This is a genomic window from Bacillus kexueae (assembly GCF_022809095.1).
GTDB lineage: Bacteria > Bacillota > Bacilli > Bacillales > Aeribacillaceae > Bacillus_BZ > Bacillus_BZ kexueae.
On the sequence record NZ_JALAZE010000001.1, the window covers coordinates 479,708 to 501,290 of the forward strand.

Below are 21,583 nucleotides of genomic sequence, written 5' to 3' on the forward strand. Positions count from 1 at the left end.
TGTGATTTTCGTCACACTTCTTTTTTTATGTTATCCCTCAATCTTTTCATGAATGACTTCACTTTTCTTTACACGAGTAGATACGATGACGGCGATACTACCGATACCAATCCACACGAGCGTGGAAAGAGAAGAGTTCCAAGATAATGGTTTTCCGAAGAAAAATAACTCCCGCAAGCCATCAACCATAAAGCGCATTGGTAACCATGAGTGTATCCAATCGCGGTAAAATGGCGACAACATCTCAGGGGCCATCGCAAGAAGCGGAGCGCCAAAAAATAGCAATAACACGAAGATTGGCATCCCTTTAAACCCGATTAGTGATAGAACGGCTAAAATCATAACATAAAAGCTAAAAGCAGCAATAGTTAAAAACAGTGCTGTATCCATAAATTGTGGAATATGAAACCCTACCATTACATCCGCAAGCCACGTTAAACCAAAGCCGATCACAAATGAAGTGACAACTCCAATTGAGATTTGTGCTAGTTTCATTAGGAAGGTTTCTTTCCGGTTCGTACTTCCCATCTTAGTCGATACAATAAAAATGAGTGCTGCACTTGCTAAACTTGCCATCCAAAGTGGCTGGAACATGGAAACAGGAGCATTTCCGTTTGCACTATTTGGTCCAACTTCATGAACATTCGTCACAACTTTTGTAATCGGCGTTGCTAAAGCTTCTGCTTGTTTTACACTAAGCATTGCACCTTGTTGCTCAAACTGTGTCAATAATTGTGTACGTACGTTATTCGACACATTGTCTACCACTCCATTAAGTACTTGGCTGGCAATTGTTGCCGCTGCTGTGTTCATCCCTTGGTTAATATAAATGTGAAGTTCAGCAGCAGAGGGTGAATGAGTTCGTAAGCTTGCCTGCATTTTGCTAAAATCACTTGGAATGACAAGTGCCGCATAATATGCTTGATCATCCATCCCTTTTTGCACTTCTTCAAGAGATACTACACTTACCCATTTGACGAGTGGTTCTTCATCGGAAGTACTAGGCGTGTTCGTTAAAATCATCTCTACCATCGTATCTCCCATGTTCATTGTTGACTGATTCGGCAATTCGACTCCTTCATCTTCATTAACAATGGCAATCGGCAAATTTTTCGGTTCAGGTTGTACCGAAGGAAAAAGAGTTAATGCAAATAAAAAAATAACGGCAAAAGCAATAATTGGTGACAACAACACTTGCTTATTTTTCAATAAGGTCATTTCAATTACCTCCAAATTAGTTAGTGAGTGATTACTCACTTATATGTTATTCATGCACCCCCTGGAAGTCAACATAAAAATGAGTGATTACTCACATTTTTTATAAACAAAAAAAAGCAAAACTTGATATGTTTTGCTTTAACGGCATTATTTCTCTTCTTCTTTTTTTGTTATTTCAACTTGTTGTATTTGCCGCCCTTCCATTTGCAAGACTTGAAACGTATAGTTCTCAAACGTTATCGAATCACCTTCTTTAATGTCAAAGTGATTCGTTAAAATCCACCCACCAATTGTATCGACATCTTCTTCAATTGTCGTTTGGAGCATTTCATTCACGTCCCGCAATAATACTTTTCCATCGACAATGAAGGTTTTTTCACCTTCTTTTTGCACCATCGGCACTTCATCGACATCAAACTCATCTTGAATCTCTCCGACAATTTCCTCTAATATATCTTCGACCGTCACAAGCCCTGATGTCCCACCGTATTCGTCCACTAAGATGGCCATATGTACACGTTCTCGCTGCATTTTTACGAGTAAGTCATGAATAGGAATCGTTTCAATTACTTGGATAATTGGGCGAATATAATCGGTTAGCTGACGATCCATCGTTGAAGCATCGTGATGACAGTCGGTTAAAATTTCTTTAATATTGACAAGACCGATGACATGGTCTTTATCCCCGTTCATCACGGGAAAGCGCGTGTATTTTTCGTTCTTGATCGTGTTTAAAACAACTGCCATCGATTCGTGTTGATCAAAGGCAATAATTTCTCTTCTCGGCACCATAATTTCCTTTGCAATGCGGTCATCAAACGTAAAGATATTGTTCACGAATTTGTACTCGGACTGATTGATTTCCCCACTTTTGTAGCTTTCAGACAAAATTAATAATAGCTCATCTTCAGAATGTGCCGTTTCATGATCAACTTCATGCTTTATGCCAATGAGCTTGGATACATAACGTGCCGAACCGTTCAACGCATGGATAATGGGATACATTAGTTTATAAAACAAAATTAACGGTCGCGAAAACATTAACGTCACTTTTTCAGATCGTTGAATGGCATACGTCTTCGGTGCCAGCTCCCCGATGACAACGTGAAAAAACGTGATCAACGAAAAGGCAATCGCAAACGACAACACTCCTGCCACCGATTCTGTTACATTCATTCGAACGAATAGCGGATGCAATAAATGCTCCACCGTCGGCTCCCCAAGCCAACCAAGCCCGAGCGAAGTCAACGTAATTCCAAGCTGACAAGCCGACAAATATTCATCTAAGTTAGAAAGAACCTTCATCGCCGCAACCGCTCGCCCATTTCCTTCTGCCACAAGCTGCTCAATCCGCGTTCGTCTCACCTTTACAATCGCAAACTCTGACGAAACAAAAAAGGCCGTGAGCGAAATCAACACAACAATTAAAAATAAATTTAAAAATTCCACAACGTTTCTCTACCTTGATGGCTAGAGAGGTCACCTCCTTTAAACCACGTGAAGACGATACTCATAGGTTTACCAATTAAAAGAGGAATCATCCAACAAGGAAACAACGTTTCTTTTATACGAAAAAAGTTTGCTCCTTGACTGCCTATTAAAAAGAGTGAAGTATGTTTCGAAGGTAAATGGAAATTTATGTTGAAACCAATTTATAATCCACGAATGAGAAATTGGATTTTTTCAAAATAAGGGGGAAGTAATGTGAGAAAAAAACTGTTGTTGTTGATTGTGTTTAGTATTGTTTTTGTAATGGCTGCTTGTAAATCGGAAGAAACAATTAAAGAAGAAAAATGGGAAGAAAATAGCCCGACTTTTACGAATGAGTATGGGGAGATGTTTGGAAAAGAAGGTAGTATTGGAATTATTGGTTCTAAAACGGTTACAAAAAATGGACAAAAGTGGATGTGGCATTTTTGGGGAACAGAAGATATATCTTACAAAGAATGGGAAGTAAAAGCCTTTAAACAAGGCGAAGAAGAAGCGGTAAATCCATTAACATCTAAAGATGAACAATTAACTCCTCGTGGTGATGAAATAAGTGGACACGCTCGTTCATCAGTATTGTTTCCTTCATCAGGACTATGGAAGTTAAAGGTTTATATTGATGGAGAATATTTTGATGAAATTATTGTAGATATTACTCAGGAATGATTAGAAGGGAAGCCAAACGATGAAAAACGCTTGGAGAAAATCCAAGCGTTTATAAGTGCTAAATGAAATGTTAAATACTTTGCAATTTGGAACAGACCTTTATCCCCTTACAGTTTTAGCTTTCTCATTTTATCTGCAACAAATTCTACATCGGTGCCAACAATGACTTGAACATTCGTCTGATTCACTTTGATTACACCTTTGGCCCCACTTTGTTTGAGCGCTGCTTCATTCACTTTGCTCATCTCTTTCACTTGAAGACGCAATCTCGTCGTACAGTTCTCAATGGAGATGATGTTTGATTCTCCTCCTAAATAGTCCATAAAAGACTTCGCCATGTTCTCATAACGATCGGACTTTTCACTGCCAACTGCCTCTACACTCTCTTCCTCATCCTCTCGGCCAGGTGTTTTTAAATTTAACGTCTTAATTAAAAACGTAAACACAACAAAATAAATGATTCCATAAACAACTCCGACACCAAGAAGTAAGAGTGGCTTTGTTGCAATGCCGAAATTCAAGAAAAAGTCAATGGCACCTGCTGAGAAGCTAAATCCATGACGAATTTCTAACATATAGGCGATAGCCATTGAACTACCAGTTAAGAGTGCATGCACTACGTATAACACGGGTGATAAAAACATAAACGAAAATTCAATTGGCTCTGTAATCCCAGTTAAAAAAGAAGTTAAAGCTAAGCTTAAGAGCATTCCAGTTACTTGCGCTCGTTTCTCTTTTTTCGCTGTTACAATCATGGCGAGCGTCGCCGCAGGTAACCCAAACATCATGATTGGGAAAAATCCAGCTTGGAATATACCAGCGGATGGATCTCCTGCAAAGAAACGACTAATATCTCCCGTTGCTCCATTGTATTCCCCAAACACAAACCATAAAAACGTGTTAAGGACATGGTGCAACCCAATTGGAATTAACAATCGATTTAAAAAGCCAAATACTCCGACTCCAAATGCCCCTGCTCCAATAATCCATTCTCCAAGTCCATTAATTCCTGCTTGAATCGGTGGCCAGACGTACCCGAATAATCCGGCTAACAACACCATCGTAGCAGCTGTAACAATCGGTACAAATCGGCGACCTGAAAAGAACCCGAGCCAATCAGGTAGCTTTAAATCATGAAATCGATTGTACAATAATCCCGCGATAACACCTGCTAATATTCCACCTAAAACAGACATATTAATCGTGTCATCAATTGCTTTCGTTCCTTCTGTTAATACGAAGTACCCAATCGCCCCTGCAAGCCCTGCTGCTCCATTGCTATCTTTTGAAAATCCAATCGCAACACCAATCGCAAAAATAAGGGCAAGATTGGCGAATACAGCATTTCCCGCAGCTGCGATAAATGGAATGTTTAATAAATCCGGCTGACCTAAACGCAATAACAACCCCGCCGCAGGTAATACAGCAATGGGAAGCATTAACGCTTTTCCTATCCTTTGTAAAAAGGCTAACATCAAGAATCCCCCTTTTCCCACTTTTGAAAGCGGTTCATTTTTCTTGTAATCAAATCTTAACACCAAATTAATATAGTTGTCTATACCATTTTATTATTTATACCTCAAATAATAACTAAATTTACGGTTAAGTGGTATAGACATCTATAATTAATAAGTGGTACACTAAACGTAGAAAGAAATAAAGGAGAATTCACAAATGGAGAAGATTGCATTACTTCACGCCACCATTTACGGAGAAAAAGACGTTATAGAAAACGGATTTCTCTCTATTCGAAACGGACAAATCGAGCATATAGGGGAATATGATTCGCCCCTCCCCTTTCAACACGGTAAGATCGTCCATCTTCCTTCTACTTATAAAGTTATCCCTGGAAGAATTGATGTTCATATACATGGGGCAAACGGCGCCGATGTAATGGATGCGACGCATGATGCGCTAGAAACGATGGCCACTTCCCTTCCAAAAGAGGGAACAACTAGTTTCCTAGCGACTACGATGACGCAATCAACAAAAGCGATCGAGGACGCCGTTAGCAACGTCGCTTCATATATCAAAAAGAAAAAAAACGTTCCACAAGCGGACATCCTCGGCATTCATTTAGAAGGTCCTTTTTTAAATCCAGAGAAGACCGGGGCACAACCTTCCGAACATTTACTCGACCCTTCCCTTTCGTTATTTGATCATTGGCAAAGAGTCGCTGACGGACGGATTAAGCTTGTCACCGTTGCTCCTGAATTACGAGGCGGCCTTGAATTTATCCGACACCTACAGAATAACGGTGTTGTCGCCTCCATCGGTCACACAAACGCCACAAATGAAGAAGTGACCAAGGCGATTCAAGCAGGTGCAACCCATGTCACCCATCTATTCAACGGAATGCGAGGACTTCACCACCGAGACCCAGGAACAGCAGGTACGGCCTTGTTGCGAGACGAGCTGAAGGTAGAAGTAATTGCCGATGGCATTCACGTCCACCCAGAAATGCTCAACTTAACGTATCAAGTAAAATCAAGTGACAAGATCATTCTCATCACGGATTCAATGCGTGCAAAATGCTTACGAAATGGAACGTATGAATTAGGAGGTCAAACGGTTTCCGTTCAAGATGGAGAAGCTCGCCTTTTTGATGGGACACTTGCCGGCAGTGTTTTAACAATGAACGACGCGGTTTTAAACATGATGAAATACACCGAATGCACCTTAGAAGAAAGCATCGTGATGAGCTCCGTGAATCCAGCGAAACAGCTCGGTCTCTTTCACCAAATCGGAAGCTTAAAAGAAGGAAAAGATGCCGACATCGTCATTTTAGATGAACAAAACGATGTTTTCATGACCATCTGCAAAGGGAAAATTGCCTATCAAAAGGAGGAATTTTAGAATGAAATTCGTCTACGTCGAAAATTATGAAGAAATGAGCCAAAAGGCAGCCCGCTATTTAATTCAAAAAATGAAACAAAACCGACCAATGACCATCGGGTTCGCAACGGGTGGAACCCCAATCGGTTTATATGACCAGTTAATTGAGGATCATAAACAAAATGGAACTTCCTACGAAAACATTACCACGTTTAACTTAGATGAATACATCGGATTAGAAAAGAATCATCCGAATAGCTATCACACCTATATGCAACAGCAATTGTTCCAACACCTTGATATTCGCGCTGAAAAAATACACCTTCCAAACGGAATGGCGGACGACTTAACAATGGAATGTGAACGATATGAACGTTCCATTCAAGAAGCAGGAGGCATTGATTTACAAATTTTAGGGATTGGTGAAAACGGGCATATCGGATTTAATGAGCCTGGTACGTCCTTTTCTTCAACAACGCATATCGTTAACTTAACACCTTCTACTCGTGAAGCGAATGCCCGTTACTTCCCTTCGATGAACGAAGTGCCAAAGCAAGCCATTACGATGGGAATTAAGTCCATTATGAGAAGTAAGGAAATTATTTTATTAGCTTCCGGTTCTACGAAGCGACAAGCAATGGAAACATTACAAGGTGGGGAAGTGACAGAACTTTTTCCTGCTTCTATCCTGAACCTTCACCCGAATGTTATAATTTTTGTGGACAAACAAGCTTTACCGAGCGGATATGTATTGAGTGGGAAAGGAGCAACCTAAATGATTGACAAAAACTCCCCTGTCCCGATTTATTTTCAAATCGAGGAATACATTAAATCAAGTATTGAACAAAACGAATTGCGACCGGGGGACATGCTTCCGTCTGAACGCGAATACGCGGAAAGTCTCGGCGTCAGTCGAATGACCGTTCGCCAAGCCTTTACAAACCTTGTTAACGAAGGCTATCTCGTTCGCCAAAAAGGAAGAGGAACGTTCGTTGCAAATCAGAAAATTGAACAATCGCTCTCGGGGCTGACGAGCTTCACAGAAGATATGAAACAACGAGGATTAACACCGAGCAACCAACTCATCACTTTTCATTTAATCCCCGGACCTAAAAACATTTGTGAAAAGCTTGAAATTCCCGAACATAGCCCAATTTATGAAATATTACGCGTACGTTTAGCGGACGATTCCCCAATGGCGATCGAGCGGTCATACTTATCGGCCAACCTTGTAAAAGGCTTAACAGAGGACATTGTCGAACATTCACTTTACGAATACATTGAACGTACGCTACAGTTTTCAATTGGCACTGCGACCCAAACACTTGAAGCGACGATTGCTAGTGAAGAAGATGCTGATTTCTTACATGTTGACGTCGGAGCCGCATTACTCGGGATTCAGCGCTTAACAAAGCTTGAGAACGGTACGCCACTAGAAGTCGTCTATTCTTTATATCGTGGCGATCGATATAAATTCATGATCGACTTGAAACGATAATCTTCCTTGGAGGCTAACACGTGATGAAATACTTTCAGGAAATTCACAAGCTTTTGCAAACCGTTGAAGAAAACGAACAAGCATCCATTCAAACGGCTGCTGAAAAGCTAGCCAACTGCCTTGTAAACGATGGCATCATCCACGTCTTTGGGTGCGGTCACTCCCATATAATCGGTGAAGAATTGTTTTACCGCGCGGGTGGACTCGCTCCCATTAACCCGATATTTTATGAAGATTTAATGCTGCATAAAGGGGCAGAGCGCTCATCGACACTCGAACGAACAAGTGGACTAGCAGAGGATATATTAACGAATGTCACAATTGAGCCACACGACGTATTTTTCATTACTTCTGCTTCGGGCCGAAACCCCGCTCCCATCCAAGTAGCAGAATTAGCGAAAAAAAGAGGCGCCTACACGATTGGCCTTACATCGACAACGTATGCAAAAGCTCAAGCCTCAAGGCACCCGAAAGGTATGTATTTACACGAAGTCGTCGACCACGTCATTGACACGCACATTCCCGTCGGAGATGGTCTCATGAAGCACGATCCGCTTAACATTCAATACGCCCCAGCCTCCACAGTGATTGGAACAGCAATCGTCGGAAGTATCATTTCAGAAACCATCTCCCTTTTAGCTAAAAATGGGCATACCCCACCGGTCTTTCAAAGCGGAAACCTCGATGGTGCGGACGAACACAACCGAAAACTTATTGAAAGATACCGGAACCGTATTCCACACTTTTAAAAAAAACCGAAAGCCAAAAGTCATTTGTGACATAGGCTTTCGGTTATTATATAGTTCTTTTTAAATTAGATTTTATTTCGCACTTTAACAAATGAACCTTAAAAATTGCTTTCAAAATTGCTTTGTTGAATAATATTTTCTGGCTCCATTTCAGTCCATTCCTCCACAGTCATATCGTTATTATCCAGCAATTCATCCAGTATTCTGTATCCTAATCCATAGCCATATAAAAATGGGTAGGTACCTCCCCCTCCTATCATTACTTTATTAATAAATGAAGGATCCGTAGAGTTTAGTGAATCCTTTAGTCGTTCCCAATAATATTCTTCTTTACCTTTTTCAATTTCAGGTACCTCTGCCTCTGGGTATACCATTTTTTTAAAGGTCTCTGCCTTCCCCTCAAACATTATTACATCAATCAAAGTTGTTTCGTTTATTGCAAAGTCATAATACTTATCGGTCCATACACTATGATGATATTCATGAGCAATTGTACTAGCTAAATCAAGCTTTGATTTGAATGATGTTTCTTTATATAAAACTGTGATTTTCCCTTTACCTACGTTCACTGCTTTTGCGGGATCTTGGTGAGATATAGAGGGAAATATGCACACATTGGTATCTGGACCGTTTAATAATTTCGCAGACTTTTCTAACGCATGCTTTACTTCTTTCTCCATATCTTCCTCGGACATGTTTTTACTAAGTTTCTTCAATTTTTCTATGTCCTTTTTTGGGTGATTTAAATAATAATCCATTATTGCTATGTATTCTCCATTTTCAAAACAGTCTTCCCACACTGGGGCTATTACTTCGTTATGAAATAATTTAATATAATCCTCTTCATTATCAACTTTTTGCTTTTCTACTTCGTTAATGTAATTAGGAATCAACTTATAAGCAGAAATTATTTTAAATTTTTGCTGCTTATCTGAATGGTTTAATAAAAATTCTTGAGTAATCGTATTATCCTCTTGATTCTCATTTGATTCAAATTTCTGACATCCAGTCAAAACTAGTAATATAGAGACTGCCACAAACACCATTCTCATCAAATTCCCTCCCCATTCCAATTAGTTAGTATGAGTTCTAAGATTTAGATAAGGGATGCTATCTAAACAGTAAACAAGAGCTTTTTAGGGATAATTGGTTCATGTTTCCTGCTTTAACAATACGGAATTTACGCTAATTCTACTTCGACACATATGTTTTATATCACTTTTCAAATAGATCATCTCTCTCCACTTTACAAATACGTAAAGAGAATGATTGATACCATTCAGCTTTTCCTCTTTCTTGTGCAATTTTATGAGCTGAATGGTTCTTCCATTTGTTTATCGATTCAAGTGAATCCCAGTATGAAACTGTTATGCCAACTTCCGAGTCTCGTGCACTTTCTATTCCTAAGAAACCTTCTTGTTGAGATGCTAGTTTAATCATTTCATTTGCCATCTTTGCGTAGCCATGATCTCCATTTGTTCGCTGGGACGTAAATATTACTGCATAGTAGGGTGGTTGAGGTGTTTTTGCAATTCTCTCCATTAGTTTCCCTCCATTCAAATTCCACTTGGAAAATGAAATAAGACATAGTTTTGGGTCCACATTTCACTATGAATGATTATTTCTCCTTGTTCACGTTGAAAAAGGAATCCTGAACCGATTTGTTCTTTAAAAGTCCACCCTCTATTCTTCATCCATTTTTTCAGATGATCGTATGCCTTTCCTTCATCCATCTCACATATGTACCATTGATAACCGTTTTCTTCAGTAATTTTGACCATTCCGCGAGAAGTAGCCTTGACCTGATTTAACACTTCATACTTTGATACAGAACGAACAGGAAGTGCTGGGACGTACATTCTCATATAAATCGAGATTCCACTACGAACGCATTGAAAACTAGGAAAATAACAAAGAAGTTCTCATTCTGTTTTTCTTCATTTAATATCTCCTTCATGTGATGACTTGTTCAATCATTTGTAGTTCCTCATTCGACCCGAAGACTATGATTCTATCGTTTTCACAAAGTTTCGTATCAGCACTTGGATTGGTTATCATGTCATTTTCCTTTAATACCGCTACAACAGTCACTCCGAAGTTGGTACGAACTTTTGCTTCTTTTAACGTTTGACCGACAATTGGGGATGTTTTTGATAATGTAATTTCTTCAAATCCGTAATCTTTCGTTCCGACATGGAGCATCATGTCTACGTAATCCACACTTTTTGGTTTTAAAAGCGATAGCACCATTTGCTTACCGCTAATCGTGTGAGGAGTTATGACGCGATCTGCCCCTGCACGCATTAATTTTTCTTCGGTCGATTTCTTTTCAGCCCTTGCAACGATTGTCATGATGTTATTCAGTTCTCGCGCTGTCATTGTGATGAATACATTTTCGGCATCATTCGGCAAGGTCGTAATAAGCCCCGATGCTCTTGTAATCCCCGCTTTTATTAACACTTCCTCGTCTGTTGCATCACCAATAATATGATGATGATTGTCTGTGACGGCTTGTTCATTTTGTTCAATGATAACGGTTTGTATGCCCCTTTCTTGAAGTTCAAGCATAACTTGTTCCCCAACACGGCCTACACCACAAATGATCATATGATTGTTCATCTTATCAATTTCTTTTTCCATCTTTCGTCTCCTTACTGCTTGTGAAAATTCACCTTCAATGATTATAGCTGTGACGGATCCGATGACATAAGTGACGATACCAATACTAATGGGAATGATTAATAGTGCAAATACTTTCCCTTCAAATGTAAGAGGGACCGCATCGCCGTACCCAACCGTTAAAACCGTAATCACCGTGAGCCAAAACGCATCAAAAAAGGAGATTTTTTCAAATATCTTAAATCCGACCGATCCAATCAGCGCGACTAGAACCATTAACGTTACACTAAGCTTTAAATGCTTGAAAACATTCATAATTATTCTGATTTCCTTTTGAATTTTAGACAAGGTTGACCTGATGCACGTAGTACAACAACGGACGGTATTGCCTTCGACTTCATTTGATAAGCCTTACACCCTCTCGGATGTGCTGGATCCCACGTTACGTAAAAATATTTACATTGAAAACAGTTCACTTTCTCCATAAACGACACCCTAACTTTTTCTTTACTACTTTCATTATAATAATCGAGGAAAAATTTTACTAGAAATGGTTGGTACTTTATTAGACAAGTAGTTACGACTTAAGAAAAGGAATGATTTTAATAGATGGATCTTTCTTGTACTCTAGTTTTCGATTCGTGAGTGAGGACTCTCTATGTGCGGGGGGCACTCTCCTGTGGGCGGACTGTTCTCCTCAATGCGCGCACTACTCTTCCCTATGCGCGGACTCTTCTCCTCTATGCGCGGATTTCACTCCCCTATGCGCGCGGATCTCACACCTATGCGCGACTTCAGACCCTCTATGCGCACTGCTCTTCCTCTATGCGCGGATTTCACTCCCCTATGCGCGGACTCTTCTTCCCTATGCGCTCCCACCTCACACCTATGCGCGGATTCCACTCCTCTATGCGCGCGAATCTCACACCTATGCGCGCGAATCTCACACCTATGCGCGGACTCTTCTTCCCTATGCGCGCCCACCTCACACCTATGCGCGCCCACCTCTCACCTATGCGCGGATTCCAATCTCCTATGCGCGGACTCTTCTCTCTATGTGCGCGGATCTCACACCTATACGCGGATCTCCTTCCTCGCCATCTACTATAAAGAAAAAACCCAGCATGTGCTGGGTTTTTCTTATCCTTTTGTTCCTCCGGCTGTTAGGCCTGAGATGAGGTAGCGCTGGAGGAAGAGGAAGACGGCGGCGATTGGGACGGCGATTAGAATGCTTCCGGCCGCGAATCGCGTGAAGTTGTTGGCGAATTGGTCGTTGATAAAGTTGAATAAGCCGAGTGCTAGTGTGAATTTTTCTGGGCTTCTTAGTAAGATACTTGGCAAGATGAAGTCCGTAAATGGCGCCATGAAGTTAAAGAGGGCCACGACGGCTAGTATTGGCTTGGCAAGTGGGAGCATGATTTTGAAAAAGACGCCTAAGTGTCCTGCTCCGTCGATGCGTGCTGCTTCATCGAGTTCTTTCGGAATGGTGTCGAAGTAGCCTTTTACGAGCCACGCGTTAAATGGGATTTGTCCTCCGACGTAGACGATGATTAAGCCTGTTAATGAGTCGAGTAGCCCAAGCATGTTTAATAAGATGTAGAGGGCCACCATCGCCATTAACGCAGGGAACATTTGCAAGATTAAGAATGTGTATAAGCCGTATTTTCGCCCAACGAAGTGGTAGCGCGAAAAGGCGTACGCGATGAGCGCGGTGAAAAAGACCGATAGCACGCTGTTGGCTAATGCGACAATTAAGCTGTTTTTGTACCAGATTAAATAGTCACTTTGTGGACTTGTGAATAGCCATTTGTAATGTTCCAGTGAGGCGTTTTCAGGAATGAGCTTCGCCGAATATAGGCTTGTTCCTGGATTGAGCGACATGCCGATTGTCCAAAGGAGTGGATAGGCAATGATGACGAACATAAACGCAATGAATAAGTAAATAAATGAAACTTCTAATCGAGATTTTAATTTGACATTCATTAGATGTTCCCCTCCTCTTTAAAGGAACGCGTGCGACGGAATTGGAAGATGGCAAATCCCGTTACGAGTAGTCCGATGATGATCGTAATGGCCGCAGCCATGTTGTAGTTGTTCGTTGTAAAAATAAGGTCGTACACCCACGAAATAAGGATATCTGTTCCACCTGCGTTTTGACCACGAACAGCAGGACCACCGTCGTTGAAAAGATAAATAATGTTAAAGTTGTTGAAGTTTCCGGCATATTGCATGATGAGTAACGGTGCTGTCGCATACAAAACATGCGGAAATGTAATATGACGGAATTTTTGGAAGCGAGATGCGCCGTCAATGTCAGCTGCTTCATACCAGTCTTTTGAAATACTTTGTAGGACCCCGGTAAATAACGCGAAGACAAACGGGAATCCGAGCCACGTCTGAATTAAAATGAGTGCAACCTTCGCCCAGAACGGATCAGTCAGCCACGGAATCATGACCCCAAATTGACTTAAAATATCTCGGTTAATTGCACCGAATTTGTCGTTAAACATAGCCGCAAAGACTAAGATTGTAACGAACGCAGGTACAGCCCACGGTAAAATTAAAATAGTCCGAATAAATCGTTTAAACTTAATGCGTGGGTCGTTGACTAATAGGGCTAAAAATAAGCCAAGTGCAATTTGAGACGTCGTTGCCACAACCGTCCAAACGATTGTCCACGAGAACACACTAATGAATGTGTTTTGCCAAATCGGAACGGACGCTAAGTTTTTGAAGTTTTCAAAGCCGACCCAGTTTAATAGGTTACGAGGTGGGGAATTGTATAAATTGTAGTCCGTAAATGCTAATGAAACCATGAATAACAACGGCAAAATGACGATAAAAATGAGCAATACAAGCCCTGGTGTAATTAAAATATACGGAAAACTATTGTCCCACGTATTTTTAACTGATTCGACCAAAGTCGGTAGCTTTTCGCCCGCTTGAAGGCGCTTTGCTTCCCGTCTTGCATCGACGACGTTGAAATAATATAAAACGATGGCAAATGCTATTAAGATGACCGAAACTAACCCTTGAACGAGTAAGAAGATCGAGTGGTCAATTTTCGGTATTTCACCGAGTGTAAAAAGTCCCCATAATCCGATATTTAAAAAGTCGTAAAACGAAATGAGGAAGGCTGCTTCAATGATGAAAAATAAAATCCCTTTCCCAAATCGGCGATTGTACATTTGGCCAAGTCCTGCGAACAAAATGGACAGGAAGGTGGCGACATTCGGATTATGCTTTTTTGGATTGATTCGTTTTCTTGATTGTAAAACATCTTGATGGTTATCATTTTTCATTGCGGGTTCTCCCATACTATCACCGCCTTAAGCTTGATGAAAGAAGAAGTGGATAGCAGCTTCATGCCCTATCCACCTCCTCCTAATTTTTTACTTCCTATAATTATTGTGCACCGCTTGCTGCGATGTTATCTTGAATTGTTTGAACAGCTTCTTCCAATACTGATTTCACATCGTCCCCATCTGCTAAGAACTGAAGTGCGTTCCCCATTGGGTCCCAAACTTGAGACATTTGAGGAGTACTTGGCATTGGCTCACCGTATTGAATTTGTTCTGCGAAACCTGCCATTAACGGATCATTCGTAATTTTTTCATCCGTTAACGCTGCTTCGTTCGCTGGCATTTCTCCAGCTACTTCGTAGTAGTGCATAGAATTCTCGTAATCTGTAATAAATTTCATGAAGTCAATAGCCCACTCTTTATGATCAGAGAAGGAAGAAAGCATCCATGATTTAACTCCAACAAATGACTTCGGATGTTCACCGTTATCTAATAACGGAAGTGGAGCAGTTCCAAGCTTGTCGCCTAATGCATCACGATACGTTGGAATGTTCCAAGGTCCTGTAATAACTGTGCCTACTTTTCCTTCAGAGAATAAACCATTCATAATGTCATTTGTAATCTCTTTCGGAATGTATCCTTCTTTAAACCAAGATTGGATCAGTTCGCCACCCTTTACAGCGCCCTCGTTCGCTAAACCGATATTGCTTACATCGTACGCGCCGTCTGCTTTGTCAAATACATAACCGCCGTAACCAGCAAAGAATGGGTAGACGAAATAGAAGTTGGCTGCTTCCATTAAGAAGCCGTATTTATCAGCAGATGCGTCTGTCTGCTCTTTTGCAATAGCCATTAGCTCGTCCATTGTCGTTGGAGCTTCAGATACTAAATCTTTATTGTAAAATAAACCGTACGTCTCAACGACTTGCGGCACTCCGTAAATTTCGCCATCATATGTAACCGCATTGATCGCTGTTTCGCTATATTCTTTTTCAGCCTCTCCTAAGTCAATCGGTTCTGCTAATCCTTGAAGGACAACATCGCCAATTCGGTCATGCGGCTGGAAGAATACATCTGGTCCGTTTCCAGCTGGACCATCTAACGCAAGGCTTTTCGTTTGGTCTAACATATTCACGGCAACCGCTTCAATTTCAATGCCTGTTTGTTCTGTGTACTTTTCAAAAATAGTTGTTAACGCTTCTTTTTGCTTCTCATCATCATTGACCCAAACAACAAGCTTCTCCGGCATTTCAGTAGAGTTACCTTCTCCTTCATTTGCTGTTTGTTCTGCATCGCGTTTCGGTCCGCATGCGGTTAATAACGATAACCCGAGCACAACAATCATGAAAATGGATAAAAACTTTTTCATCGATTGACCTCCTATGAAACGATAAAATAATTTGCGCAAACGTTTGCAGTAATCATAAAAAAAGAGAACCAGTACAACTTTGGTGAAAACGTTTGCACGACTTGTACTTTTATTATAAATTCAATTTCAAACTTTGACAACTATTTTTTAGAAAACTCTATGAATTTATGTTTTTCATTCATTTTTAATCTTCTATCGTGTTGACACTTCACTTTTTTTCCCATACGCTAAAGAAAAAATGCAGACGATTGCACAAAAGGAGTGTTAGCTTATGCAAAAGGAAGCCATTTACCATCGCCCGAAAAATGAATTCGCTTACGCCTACGATGAAAAGACTTTGCACATCCGCTTACGAACAAAAAAGGACGATGTTGAAAAAGTATCCCTCATTCATGGCGATCCATATAATTGGAAAGACAAAGCGTGGCAACCTTCATTCAGTGACATGAAAAAAAGCGGGACTGACGAATGGTTTGATTACTGGTTTATAGAAATTGCTCCTCCATTAAGAAGACTTCGTTACGGTTTTCAACTGCAAAATGAAGAAGAAACCGTCGTTTATACAGAAAAAGGATTTTTTGACGATGCACCACTTGATGATACTGCTTATTATTTTTGTTTTCCATTTGTACATAAAATCGATAGCTTTCATGCGCCCGAATGGGTCAAAGATACTGTTTGGTACCAAATCTTCCCTGAGCGCTTTGCAAACGGAGACGAAAGCATCAATCCAAAAGGTGCACTGCCGTGGGGCAGCGAAGAGCCATCACCAACCAACTTTTTCGGTGGAGACTTCGAAGGAATCATTGAACATTTAGACCATCTTGTCGACCTAGGGATTACAGGTATTTATTTCACCCCTATTTTTAAAGCGCATTCAAATCATAAGTACGATACGATTGATTACATGGAAATTGACCCGCAATTTGGGGATAAAGAAACGTTTCGAAAGCTCGTCAATGCTTGTCATGAAAAAGGAATTAAAGTCATGCTAGATGCGGTCTTTAACCATTGTGGCTACTACTTCCCTCCATTCCAGGACGTACTGGAAAACGGAGAAAAATCAAAGTATAAAGACTGGTTCCACATTCATGAATATCCGGTTCAAACCGAACCGATGCCTAATTATGATACCTTTGCGTTAACGCCATTTATGCCGAAATTCAATACGGAAAACAAAGAAGTACGTGAATACTTATTAGAAGTTGGACGTTATTGGGTTAGAGAATTTAACATTGACGGCTGGCGACTTGATGTTGCGAATGAAGTCGATCATCAATTTTGGCGCGAGTTTCGCCAAGCGGTAAAGGAAATAAATCCGGATGTTTATATTTTAGGTGAGATCTGGCACGATTCGATGCCGTGGCTATTAGGGGATCAATTTGATGCGGTGATGAATTATCCGTTTACAAATGCGGTCATCAATTATTTTGCGAAAGAGGCTATTACGCCAACTTCTTTCCGTCATACACTCACTACGATTGATCACATGTATCCAAAGCCGGTTCATGAAGTCGCCTTTAACTTGCTTGATAGCCATGATACACCGCGCATTTTAACCTTATGTAACGGCAACAAACGAAAGGCAAAATTGCATTACGTGTTCCAGTTTTCCTATAGCGGAACCCCTTGTATTTATTACGGAGATGAAATCGGCCTAACTGGCGACCATGACCCTGGCTGCCGAAAATGTATGGTCTGGGAAGAAGAAAAGCAAGATCGAGACCTTTTCCGCCACATTCAAAAGCTAATTCAACTTCGAAAAGAATACAAAGCGTTTACGAGCACGGAGCTTAAATGGGTAGAAACGAATGACGAGCAAAATTACATCGTGTATGAAAAGGAAGCGGGAGATGAGCGCATTCTCTTTATACTAAATAATCGTGACAAAGCACTCCATTTGTCCCTTAACAATCAAAGACCGTTACGCGATTTATGGACAGATGAAGTCGTTTCTGCAATGGAAACAGTAACCGTCGAGCCACTCGGATTCAAAATCTTCATTCGCGAAAAATAATGATAGGAAGCCAGCTTCGTTACTAAGAGGCTGGCTTTTTATATGCTAAGCTTTTCGGTGCACATATTTTCGGTACTCATCTGGGCTTATTCCTTCAATGCTTTTAAATAACTTTGAAAAATAGGCGTAATCTTCAATCCCGACATCCTTTGCAATTGCTTTTATCCGATAATTCGTCGTAGAAAGTAAATGCTTCGCTTGCGAGACACGGTATTTGTTCGCATAACGAATTGGGCTAATACCAATCGTTTTTTGCACGCATCGTGTAATGTAATCAGGATGAAAATGAAGTTCACGTGCTAAGTCCTCCATTTTCATTTCTTCTTTGTAATGCTCGCGAATGTATCGTAAGGCAGCTTCACATACTCGCTCGGTTGCTGTCGGAATGCGCATCGCTTCTTTTTGCAAAAGCATGAGCAGCTCTTGAAAGAAAAACTGCTGGTGCAAAGAAGCATCGGGCGTTTGCTGTTCATTTAGCTGCACGAGATTGTGAAAAAGATGTTCAAAGTAGGCGACTTGCTCCATTTTTCCGTGTTGCGGGATTTGAAATTCGTACGTCGTTGGCTTGACGAACGTCCCTTCCTCTTTTACCATTGAGGACCACGAGATCCCGCTTTTTGTCACCATCTCAAATTCTTCATGTAGCAAAAAATGCAACCAATAAATCGATGTATCTACTTCGCATAGGCGATGCCCAAAATGCTCACGGCCTGGTACTAAAAGGACGTACTCGCCTTTTTGTATCGTGTATGCTTGTTCTTCTTCTGTAATGTACAACTCTCCTGACTTAACATATAAAAGGTCAAATACAGAAAAAGTTCGGCGAAAATGTTTCGTCCCTTTTCGAAATACCGCCTCCCCCCCTTTTATGAAGGTTGGAAACGGAGGGACTGTAAAGGATACCAAGCTCATAATTTCTCCTCCAATGAAGTCGGAATTTTACATGTTCAGTCGTTTTTATCTATTTTCATTATACGGGTTCCTGCTTAAACTTGTAATAGTTTGTAACAGGTAAGGGAGTGAAACAGCATGAATCATCGTCCGAATCAACGCATGAATTTATTCGCCTTAACATGGCCAATTTTCATCGAAATTTTACTTCATATGGTGATGGGGAATGCCGATACACTAATGCTAAGTCAATATTCCGATCACTCCGTGGCCGCTGTTGGGGTTTCAAATCAAATATTGTTCGTCTTAATCGTTATGTTCGGGTTTATCGCAACGGGAACGGCGATTTTAGTTGCCCAATACTTAGGTGCAAATAAGCAAGCAGATGCTGTCAACGTATCTACCGTTTCCATTTTCGCGAATTTCCTATTCAGTTTATTGTTAAGTCTCGTCGTTTTTTTCGCAAGTGCTCCTCTCCTTCACATGATGAACATTCCAGTAGAGTTATTTGGAGAAGCGAATTTGTATTTAAAGCTCGTCGGCGTTTTTTCGTTCGTGCAAGCTTTGTTTATGACAATGGGGGCAGTCTTACGTAGTTACGGATATACGAAAGATACGATGTACGTTACGATATTTATGAATGTCTTAAATGTCATCGGAAACTATTTATTAATTTTCGGGCCGTTCGGAATTCCGGTATTAGGCGTAACAGGGGTAGCAATTTCAACTGTCGTTAGCCGCATCATCGGTTTTATCATTTTGTTTATCCTCTTAAAAAAGCGCATTTCCATTCGTTGGAGTTGGTCCATCATCATCCCGTTACCGCTAAAGCATCTTCGCGATATTTTAAAAATTGGAATTCCTTCGGCTGGAGAGCATTTAGCGTACAACTTATCACAAATGGCCATTCTTTATTTCATCACGATGATGGGAACTGAAGCGATCACGACGAAAATTTATGCCCAAAACATTATGATGTTTATCTTTCTTTTTAGCATCGCTTTAAGTCAAGGGACGCAAATTATCGTCGGACATCTCGTTGGAGCAAAACAATTTGAAGAAGCGTATGAACGCTGCATGAAAAGTTTAAAAATCGCCATGGTGGCGTCGGTAGCGATTGCCGTTGTCATGAGTATTTTCTCTCATCAACTGCTCGCTATTTTTACCGATAACGAAGACATTATCGCACTGGGGAGTACACTCATTTTTCTGACCATTATTCTTGAACCAGGTCGAGCGTTTAATTTAGTTATTATCAATTCACTTCGCGCAACAGGAGATGTCGTATTCCCAACTTATATGGGAATTTTATCGATGTGGGGAATTAGTGTGACAATTTCGTACTTGTTCGGCATTCACCTCGGCTTTGGATTGGTCGGCGTTTGGATTTCGTTCATTGCCGATGAATGGCTGCGTGGTCTTATCATGCTATGGCGTTGGCGATCAAGAGTATGGATAAACAAATCATTCGTTGGAAAGAAAGTCGAAGCGATCTAACTAATACAGGAGGCTGTCCAAACGGTACAGCCCCCTTTTTCATCTATTAACCTTCATAGTGGCGAACGTTTTCTGCTAGAGTAGCCACCTTCTGTTTAAGGAACTTATCTTCCTAATTATGATACGTGTTTCATTTTCGTTTTCGTTTCTACGAGTGGAAATGTGACGATTAACGTCGTTCCTTTTTGTGGAACGCTTTTAATTTGAAGCGAGCCCTTCATTGACTGGATGAGTCTTAAGGCGACCATTGTTCCTAAGCCTGTCCCCTTCTCTTTCGTACTGAAATACGGCTCACCAAATCGATTGATTTGATCTTCCGTCATGCCAACGCCCGTATCTTGAATAAAAATTTCGACCTTTTCTTTGTCGTTATTCATTTCAATTCGTAAATCTCCGCCATCTTCCATCGCCTCGATGCTATTTTTCATGAAGTTTAAAAAGATTTGCTTCACATGTTGAGAGCATCCTTCAATTACAGCTGGCGTTAGTGTCCAATTTATGCGCACAGAATGATTATTCGCAATCGGCCGCATCATCTCGATCACTTTTTTCAACTCTTCATCCACCGCAATCTTCTCTACTTTTTGAGGAGCTGGTTTGGCAAATGTTAAGTAATCATCAATAATGGACGTCGCGCGGTCCAGTTCACTTAAAGCAAGTGAGACATATTGTTCACGCATTTCCCCTGTCACCGATTTTGAATTTAACAATTGAACAAACCCTTTAACTACTGTAAGTGGGTTGCGCACTTCATGCGAAATACTGGCCGCTAGCTGACTAACGACCTCCATTTTCTCGACTTTCATCAGCTTCGAGCGCATGATGACCGCATCCTTTAACGTTTCTACAATATACACGACAAGCATTAAAGCAAACGGCGGGATAACTATAAAATGAATGACGTATGTGTATGTGATTTCAAAATCGGCAATCACAACCGCAATCAACGTCGACCAAATCGCTAATAAAAAGATTAAAGCCGTCGACATGATCAACTTGTGTGAGCGAGTCATTTTTCGAAACTTCCGTGAATACATTGCTGCAGCGATAAACATTGACACATACACCGCAACTGTAATCAGATTAAATCCGTAAATCGCAAAGCGAAAAGCTAATAAAAGGATTAATAATGGAAAACCAACGGCCCATCCTCCATACAAAGTCCCAATTAAAAAGGGAATTTGGCGAAAATCATGAATGCAATTCGGTTCGATTAAAATCGGAAAAAGCATACATAAAAATGAAGGAATGCTAAAACAAATGACCATTGCGGTACGCTGATAGATTTTCTTCTTTTGATAGAGTTTCATATGATCAGCTAAAAAATAAAGCACAAAAATACTTACTAAAATATAAAACAAATTGTTTAACATATTTTGATTAAATATTTCCATTATGCATCCCTCGAAATCTTTTCACATATTCTCTACTATT

19 protein-coding genes are annotated in these 21,583 nt (G+C 40.6%); 7 read left to right on the forward strand and 12 right to left on the reverse strand.

Going from position 1 to position 21,583, the window contains the following annotated elements; all coding sequences use genetic code 11:
* Positions 1-30: 30 nt before the first annotated feature.
* Together ML543_RS02545 and ML543_RS02550 are read right to left on the reverse strand one after the other, a co-directional pair.
* Positions 31-1,218 (reverse strand): YhgE/Pip domain-containing protein, encoded by a 1,188-nt coding sequence (locus tag ML543_RS02545; RefSeq protein WP_243385567.1) that lies wholly within the window; start codon positions 1,216-1,218, stop codon positions 31-33.
* A 147-nt stretch (positions 1,219-1,365) separates the two neighbouring features.
* Positions 1,366-2,667 carry a hemolysin family protein gene (locus ML543_RS02550; RefSeq protein ID WP_243385568.1) on the reverse strand — a complete coding sequence of 434 codons (1,302 nt, stop codon included), beginning with the start codon at positions 2,665-2,667 and terminating at the stop codon, positions 1,366-1,368.
* A 255-nt stretch (positions 2,668-2,922) separates the two neighbouring features.
* Between ML543_RS02550 and ML543_RS02555 the strand changes: the two genes are divergently transcribed.
* Complete coding sequence (locus ML543_RS02555; RefSeq protein WP_243385569.1) at positions 2,923-3,372, forward strand: DUF4871 domain-containing protein; 450 nt, start codon at positions 2,923-2,925, stop codon at positions 3,370-3,372.
* 107 nt (positions 3,373-3,479) lie between these two features.
* Here the strand turns inward: ML543_RS02555 and nagE are convergent, their stop codons facing one another.
* Positions 3,480-4,847 (reverse strand): N-acetylglucosamine-specific PTS transporter subunit IIBC, encoded by a 1,368-nt coding sequence (gene nagE, locus ML543_RS02560; protein WP_243385570.1) that lies wholly within the window; start codon positions 4,845-4,847, stop codon positions 3,480-3,482.
* Between the two features lie 199 nt (positions 4,848-5,046).
* Between nagE and nagA the strand changes: the two genes are divergently transcribed.
* From nagA to ML543_RS02580, 4 genes are read left to right on the forward strand one after another with little or no spacing between them, the layout of a single operon-like run.
* A complete protein-coding gene (gene nagA / locus ML543_RS02565) occupies positions 5,047-6,228 on the forward strand; it encodes an N-acetylglucosamine-6-phosphate deacetylase (protein ID WP_243385571.1) in 1,182 nt (393 codons plus the stop codon).
* A 1-nt stretch (position 6,229) separates the two neighbouring features.
* On the forward strand, positions 6,230-6,982 hold the full coding sequence (gene nagB, locus ML543_RS02570; protein WP_243385572.1) for a glucosamine-6-phosphate deaminase: 753 nt from the start codon (positions 6,230-6,232) through the stop codon (positions 6,980-6,982).
* Positions 6,983-7,705 carry a GntR family transcriptional regulator gene (locus ML543_RS02575; RefSeq protein WP_243385573.1) on the forward strand — a complete coding sequence of 241 codons (723 nt, stop codon included), beginning with the start codon at positions 6,983-6,985 and terminating at the stop codon, positions 7,703-7,705. It begins immediately after the preceding gene.
* Between the two features lie 23 nt (positions 7,706-7,728).
* Positions 7,729-8,454, forward strand: a complete 726-nt coding sequence (locus ML543_RS02580) for a sugar isomerase domain-containing protein (protein WP_243385926.1) — start codon at positions 7,729-7,731, stop codon at positions 8,452-8,454.
* A 98-nt stretch (positions 8,455-8,552) separates the two neighbouring features.
* On the opposite strand, the gene ML543_RS02585 is transcribed toward ML543_RS02580, so the two are convergent.
* From ML543_RS02585 to ML543_RS02620, 7 genes are all read right to left on the reverse strand, one after another.
* Positions 8,553-9,506, reverse strand: a complete 954-nt coding sequence (locus tag ML543_RS02585; protein WP_243385574.1) for a DUF2268 domain-containing putative Zn-dependent protease — start codon at positions 9,504-9,506, stop codon at positions 8,553-8,555.
* Positions 9,507-9,669: 163 nt separating this feature from the next.
* The gene (locus ML543_RS02590; protein ID WP_243385575.1) at positions 9,670-9,996 is read right to left on the reverse strand and encodes an antibiotic biosynthesis monooxygenase family protein; all 327 of its coding nucleotides are present in this window, start codon (positions 9,994-9,996) and stop codon (positions 9,670-9,672) included.
* 14 nt (positions 9,997-10,010) lie between these two features.
* Entirely contained in the window at positions 10,011-10,319 is a 309-nt protein-coding gene (locus ML543_RS02595) for a hypothetical protein (protein WP_243385576.1), read from the reverse strand.
* Positions 10,320-10,407: 88 nt separating this feature from the next.
* Positions 10,408-11,388 carry a potassium channel family protein gene (locus ML543_RS02600; protein ID WP_243385577.1) on the reverse strand — a complete coding sequence of 327 codons (981 nt, stop codon included), beginning with the start codon at positions 11,386-11,388 and terminating at the stop codon, positions 10,408-10,410.
* 825 nt (positions 11,389-12,213) lie between these two features.
* Positions 12,214-13,056, reverse strand: coding sequence for a sugar ABC transporter permease (locus tag ML543_RS02610; protein WP_243385579.1), 843 nt, complete (start codon positions 13,054-13,056; stop codon positions 12,214-12,216).
* Positions 13,056-14,375 carry a carbohydrate ABC transporter permease gene (locus ML543_RS02615; RefSeq protein ID WP_279326522.1) on the reverse strand — a complete coding sequence of 440 codons (1,320 nt, stop codon included), beginning with the start codon at positions 14,373-14,375 and terminating at the stop codon, positions 13,056-13,058. Before ML543_RS02615 ends, ML543_RS02610 begins: the two co-directional genes overlap by 1 nt.
* A 103-nt stretch (positions 14,376-14,478) precedes the next feature.
* A complete protein-coding gene (locus ML543_RS02620; RefSeq protein WP_243385580.1) occupies positions 14,479-15,744 on the reverse strand; it encodes a sugar ABC transporter substrate-binding protein in 1,266 nt (421 codons plus the stop codon).
* A gap of 271 nt (positions 15,745-16,015) precedes the next feature.
* Here ML543_RS02620 and ML543_RS02625 point away from each other — a divergent pair, with 271 nt between their 5' ends.
* Positions 16,016-17,761 carry an alpha-glycosidase gene (locus tag ML543_RS02625; protein WP_243385581.1) on the forward strand — a complete coding sequence of 582 codons (1,746 nt, stop codon included), beginning with the start codon at positions 16,016-16,018 and terminating at the stop codon, positions 17,759-17,761.
* A 45-nt stretch (positions 17,762-17,806) separates the two neighbouring features.
* On the opposite strand, the gene ML543_RS02630 is transcribed toward ML543_RS02625, so the two are convergent.
* Entirely contained in the window at positions 17,807-18,673 is an 867-nt protein-coding gene (locus ML543_RS02630) for an AraC family transcriptional regulator (RefSeq protein ID WP_243385582.1), read from the reverse strand.
* Positions 18,674-18,790: 117 nt separating this feature from the next.
* On the opposite strand from ML543_RS02630, the gene ML543_RS02635 reads away from it, so the two are divergent.
* The gene (locus ML543_RS02635) at positions 18,791-20,149 is read left to right on the forward strand and encodes an MATE family efflux transporter (protein WP_243385583.1); all 1,359 of its coding nucleotides are present in this window, start codon (positions 18,791-18,793) and stop codon (positions 20,147-20,149) included.
* Between the two features lie 116 nt (positions 20,150-20,265).
* Here ML543_RS02635 and ML543_RS02640 read toward each other — a convergent pair whose 3' ends face one another.
* Positions 20,266-21,543, reverse strand: a complete 1,278-nt coding sequence (locus ML543_RS02640; RefSeq protein WP_243385584.1) for a sensor histidine kinase — start codon at positions 21,541-21,543, stop codon at positions 20,266-20,268.
* Positions 21,544-21,583 lie beyond the last annotated feature (40 nt).

Coding starts and splice junctions, on each gene's coding strand:
- ML543_RS02630 (WP_243385582.1), bottom strand. CDS start 18,673: ATGAGCTTGGTATCCTTTACAGTCCCTCCGTTTCCAACCTTCATAAAA.
- nagA (WP_243385571.1), top strand. CDS start 5,047: ATGGAGAAGATTGCATTACTTCACGCCACCATTTACGGAGAAAAAGAC.
- ML543_RS02615 (WP_279326522.1), bottom strand. CDS start 14,375: ATGAAAAATGATAACCATCAAGATGTTTTACAATCAAGAAAACGAATC.
- nagB (WP_243385572.1), top strand. CDS start 6,230: ATGAAATTCGTCTACGTCGAAAATTATGAAGAAATGAGCCAAAAGGCA.
- ML543_RS02610 (WP_243385579.1), bottom strand. CDS start 13,056: ATGAATGTCAAATTAAAATCTCGATTAGAAGTTTCATTTATTTACTTA.
- ML543_RS02635 (WP_243385583.1), top strand. CDS start 18,791: ATGAATCATCGTCCGAATCAACGCATGAATTTATTCGCCTTAACATGG.
- ML543_RS02575 (WP_243385573.1), top strand. CDS start 6,983: ATGATTGACAAAAACTCCCCTGTCCCGATTTATTTTCAAATCGAGGAA.
- ML543_RS02595 (WP_243385576.1), bottom strand. CDS start 10,319: ATGAGAATGTACGTCCCAGCACTTCCTGTTCGTTCTGTATCAAAGTAT.
- ML543_RS02585 (WP_243385574.1), bottom strand. CDS start 9,506: ATGAGAATGGTGTTTGTGGCAGTCTCTATATTACTAGTTTTGACTGGA.
- ML543_RS02590 (WP_243385575.1), bottom strand. CDS start 9,996: ATGGAGAGAATTGCAAAAACACCTCAACCACCCTACTATGCAGTAATA.
- ML543_RS02580 (WP_243385926.1), top strand. CDS start 7,729: ATGAAATACTTTCAGGAAATTCACAAGCTTTTGCAAACCGTTGAAGAA.
- nagE (WP_243385570.1), bottom strand. CDS start 4,847: ATGTTAGCCTTTTTACAAAGGATAGGAAAAGCGTTAATGCTTCCCATT.
- ML543_RS02640 (WP_243385584.1), bottom strand. CDS start 21,543: ATGGAAATATTTAATCAAAATATGTTAAACAATTTGTTTTATATTTTA.
- ML543_RS02625 (WP_243385581.1), top strand. CDS start 16,016: ATGCAAAAGGAAGCCATTTACCATCGCCCGAAAAATGAATTCGCTTAC.
- ML543_RS02620 (WP_243385580.1), bottom strand. CDS start 15,744: ATGAAAAAGTTTTTATCCATTTTCATGATTGTTGTGCTCGGGTTATCG.
- ML543_RS02545 (WP_243385567.1), bottom strand. CDS start 1,218: ATGACCTTATTGAAAAATAAGCAAGTGTTGTTGTCACCAATTATTGCT.
- ML543_RS02600 (WP_243385577.1), bottom strand. CDS start 11,388: ATGAATGTTTTCAAGCATTTAAAGCTTAGTGTAACGTTAATGGTTCTA.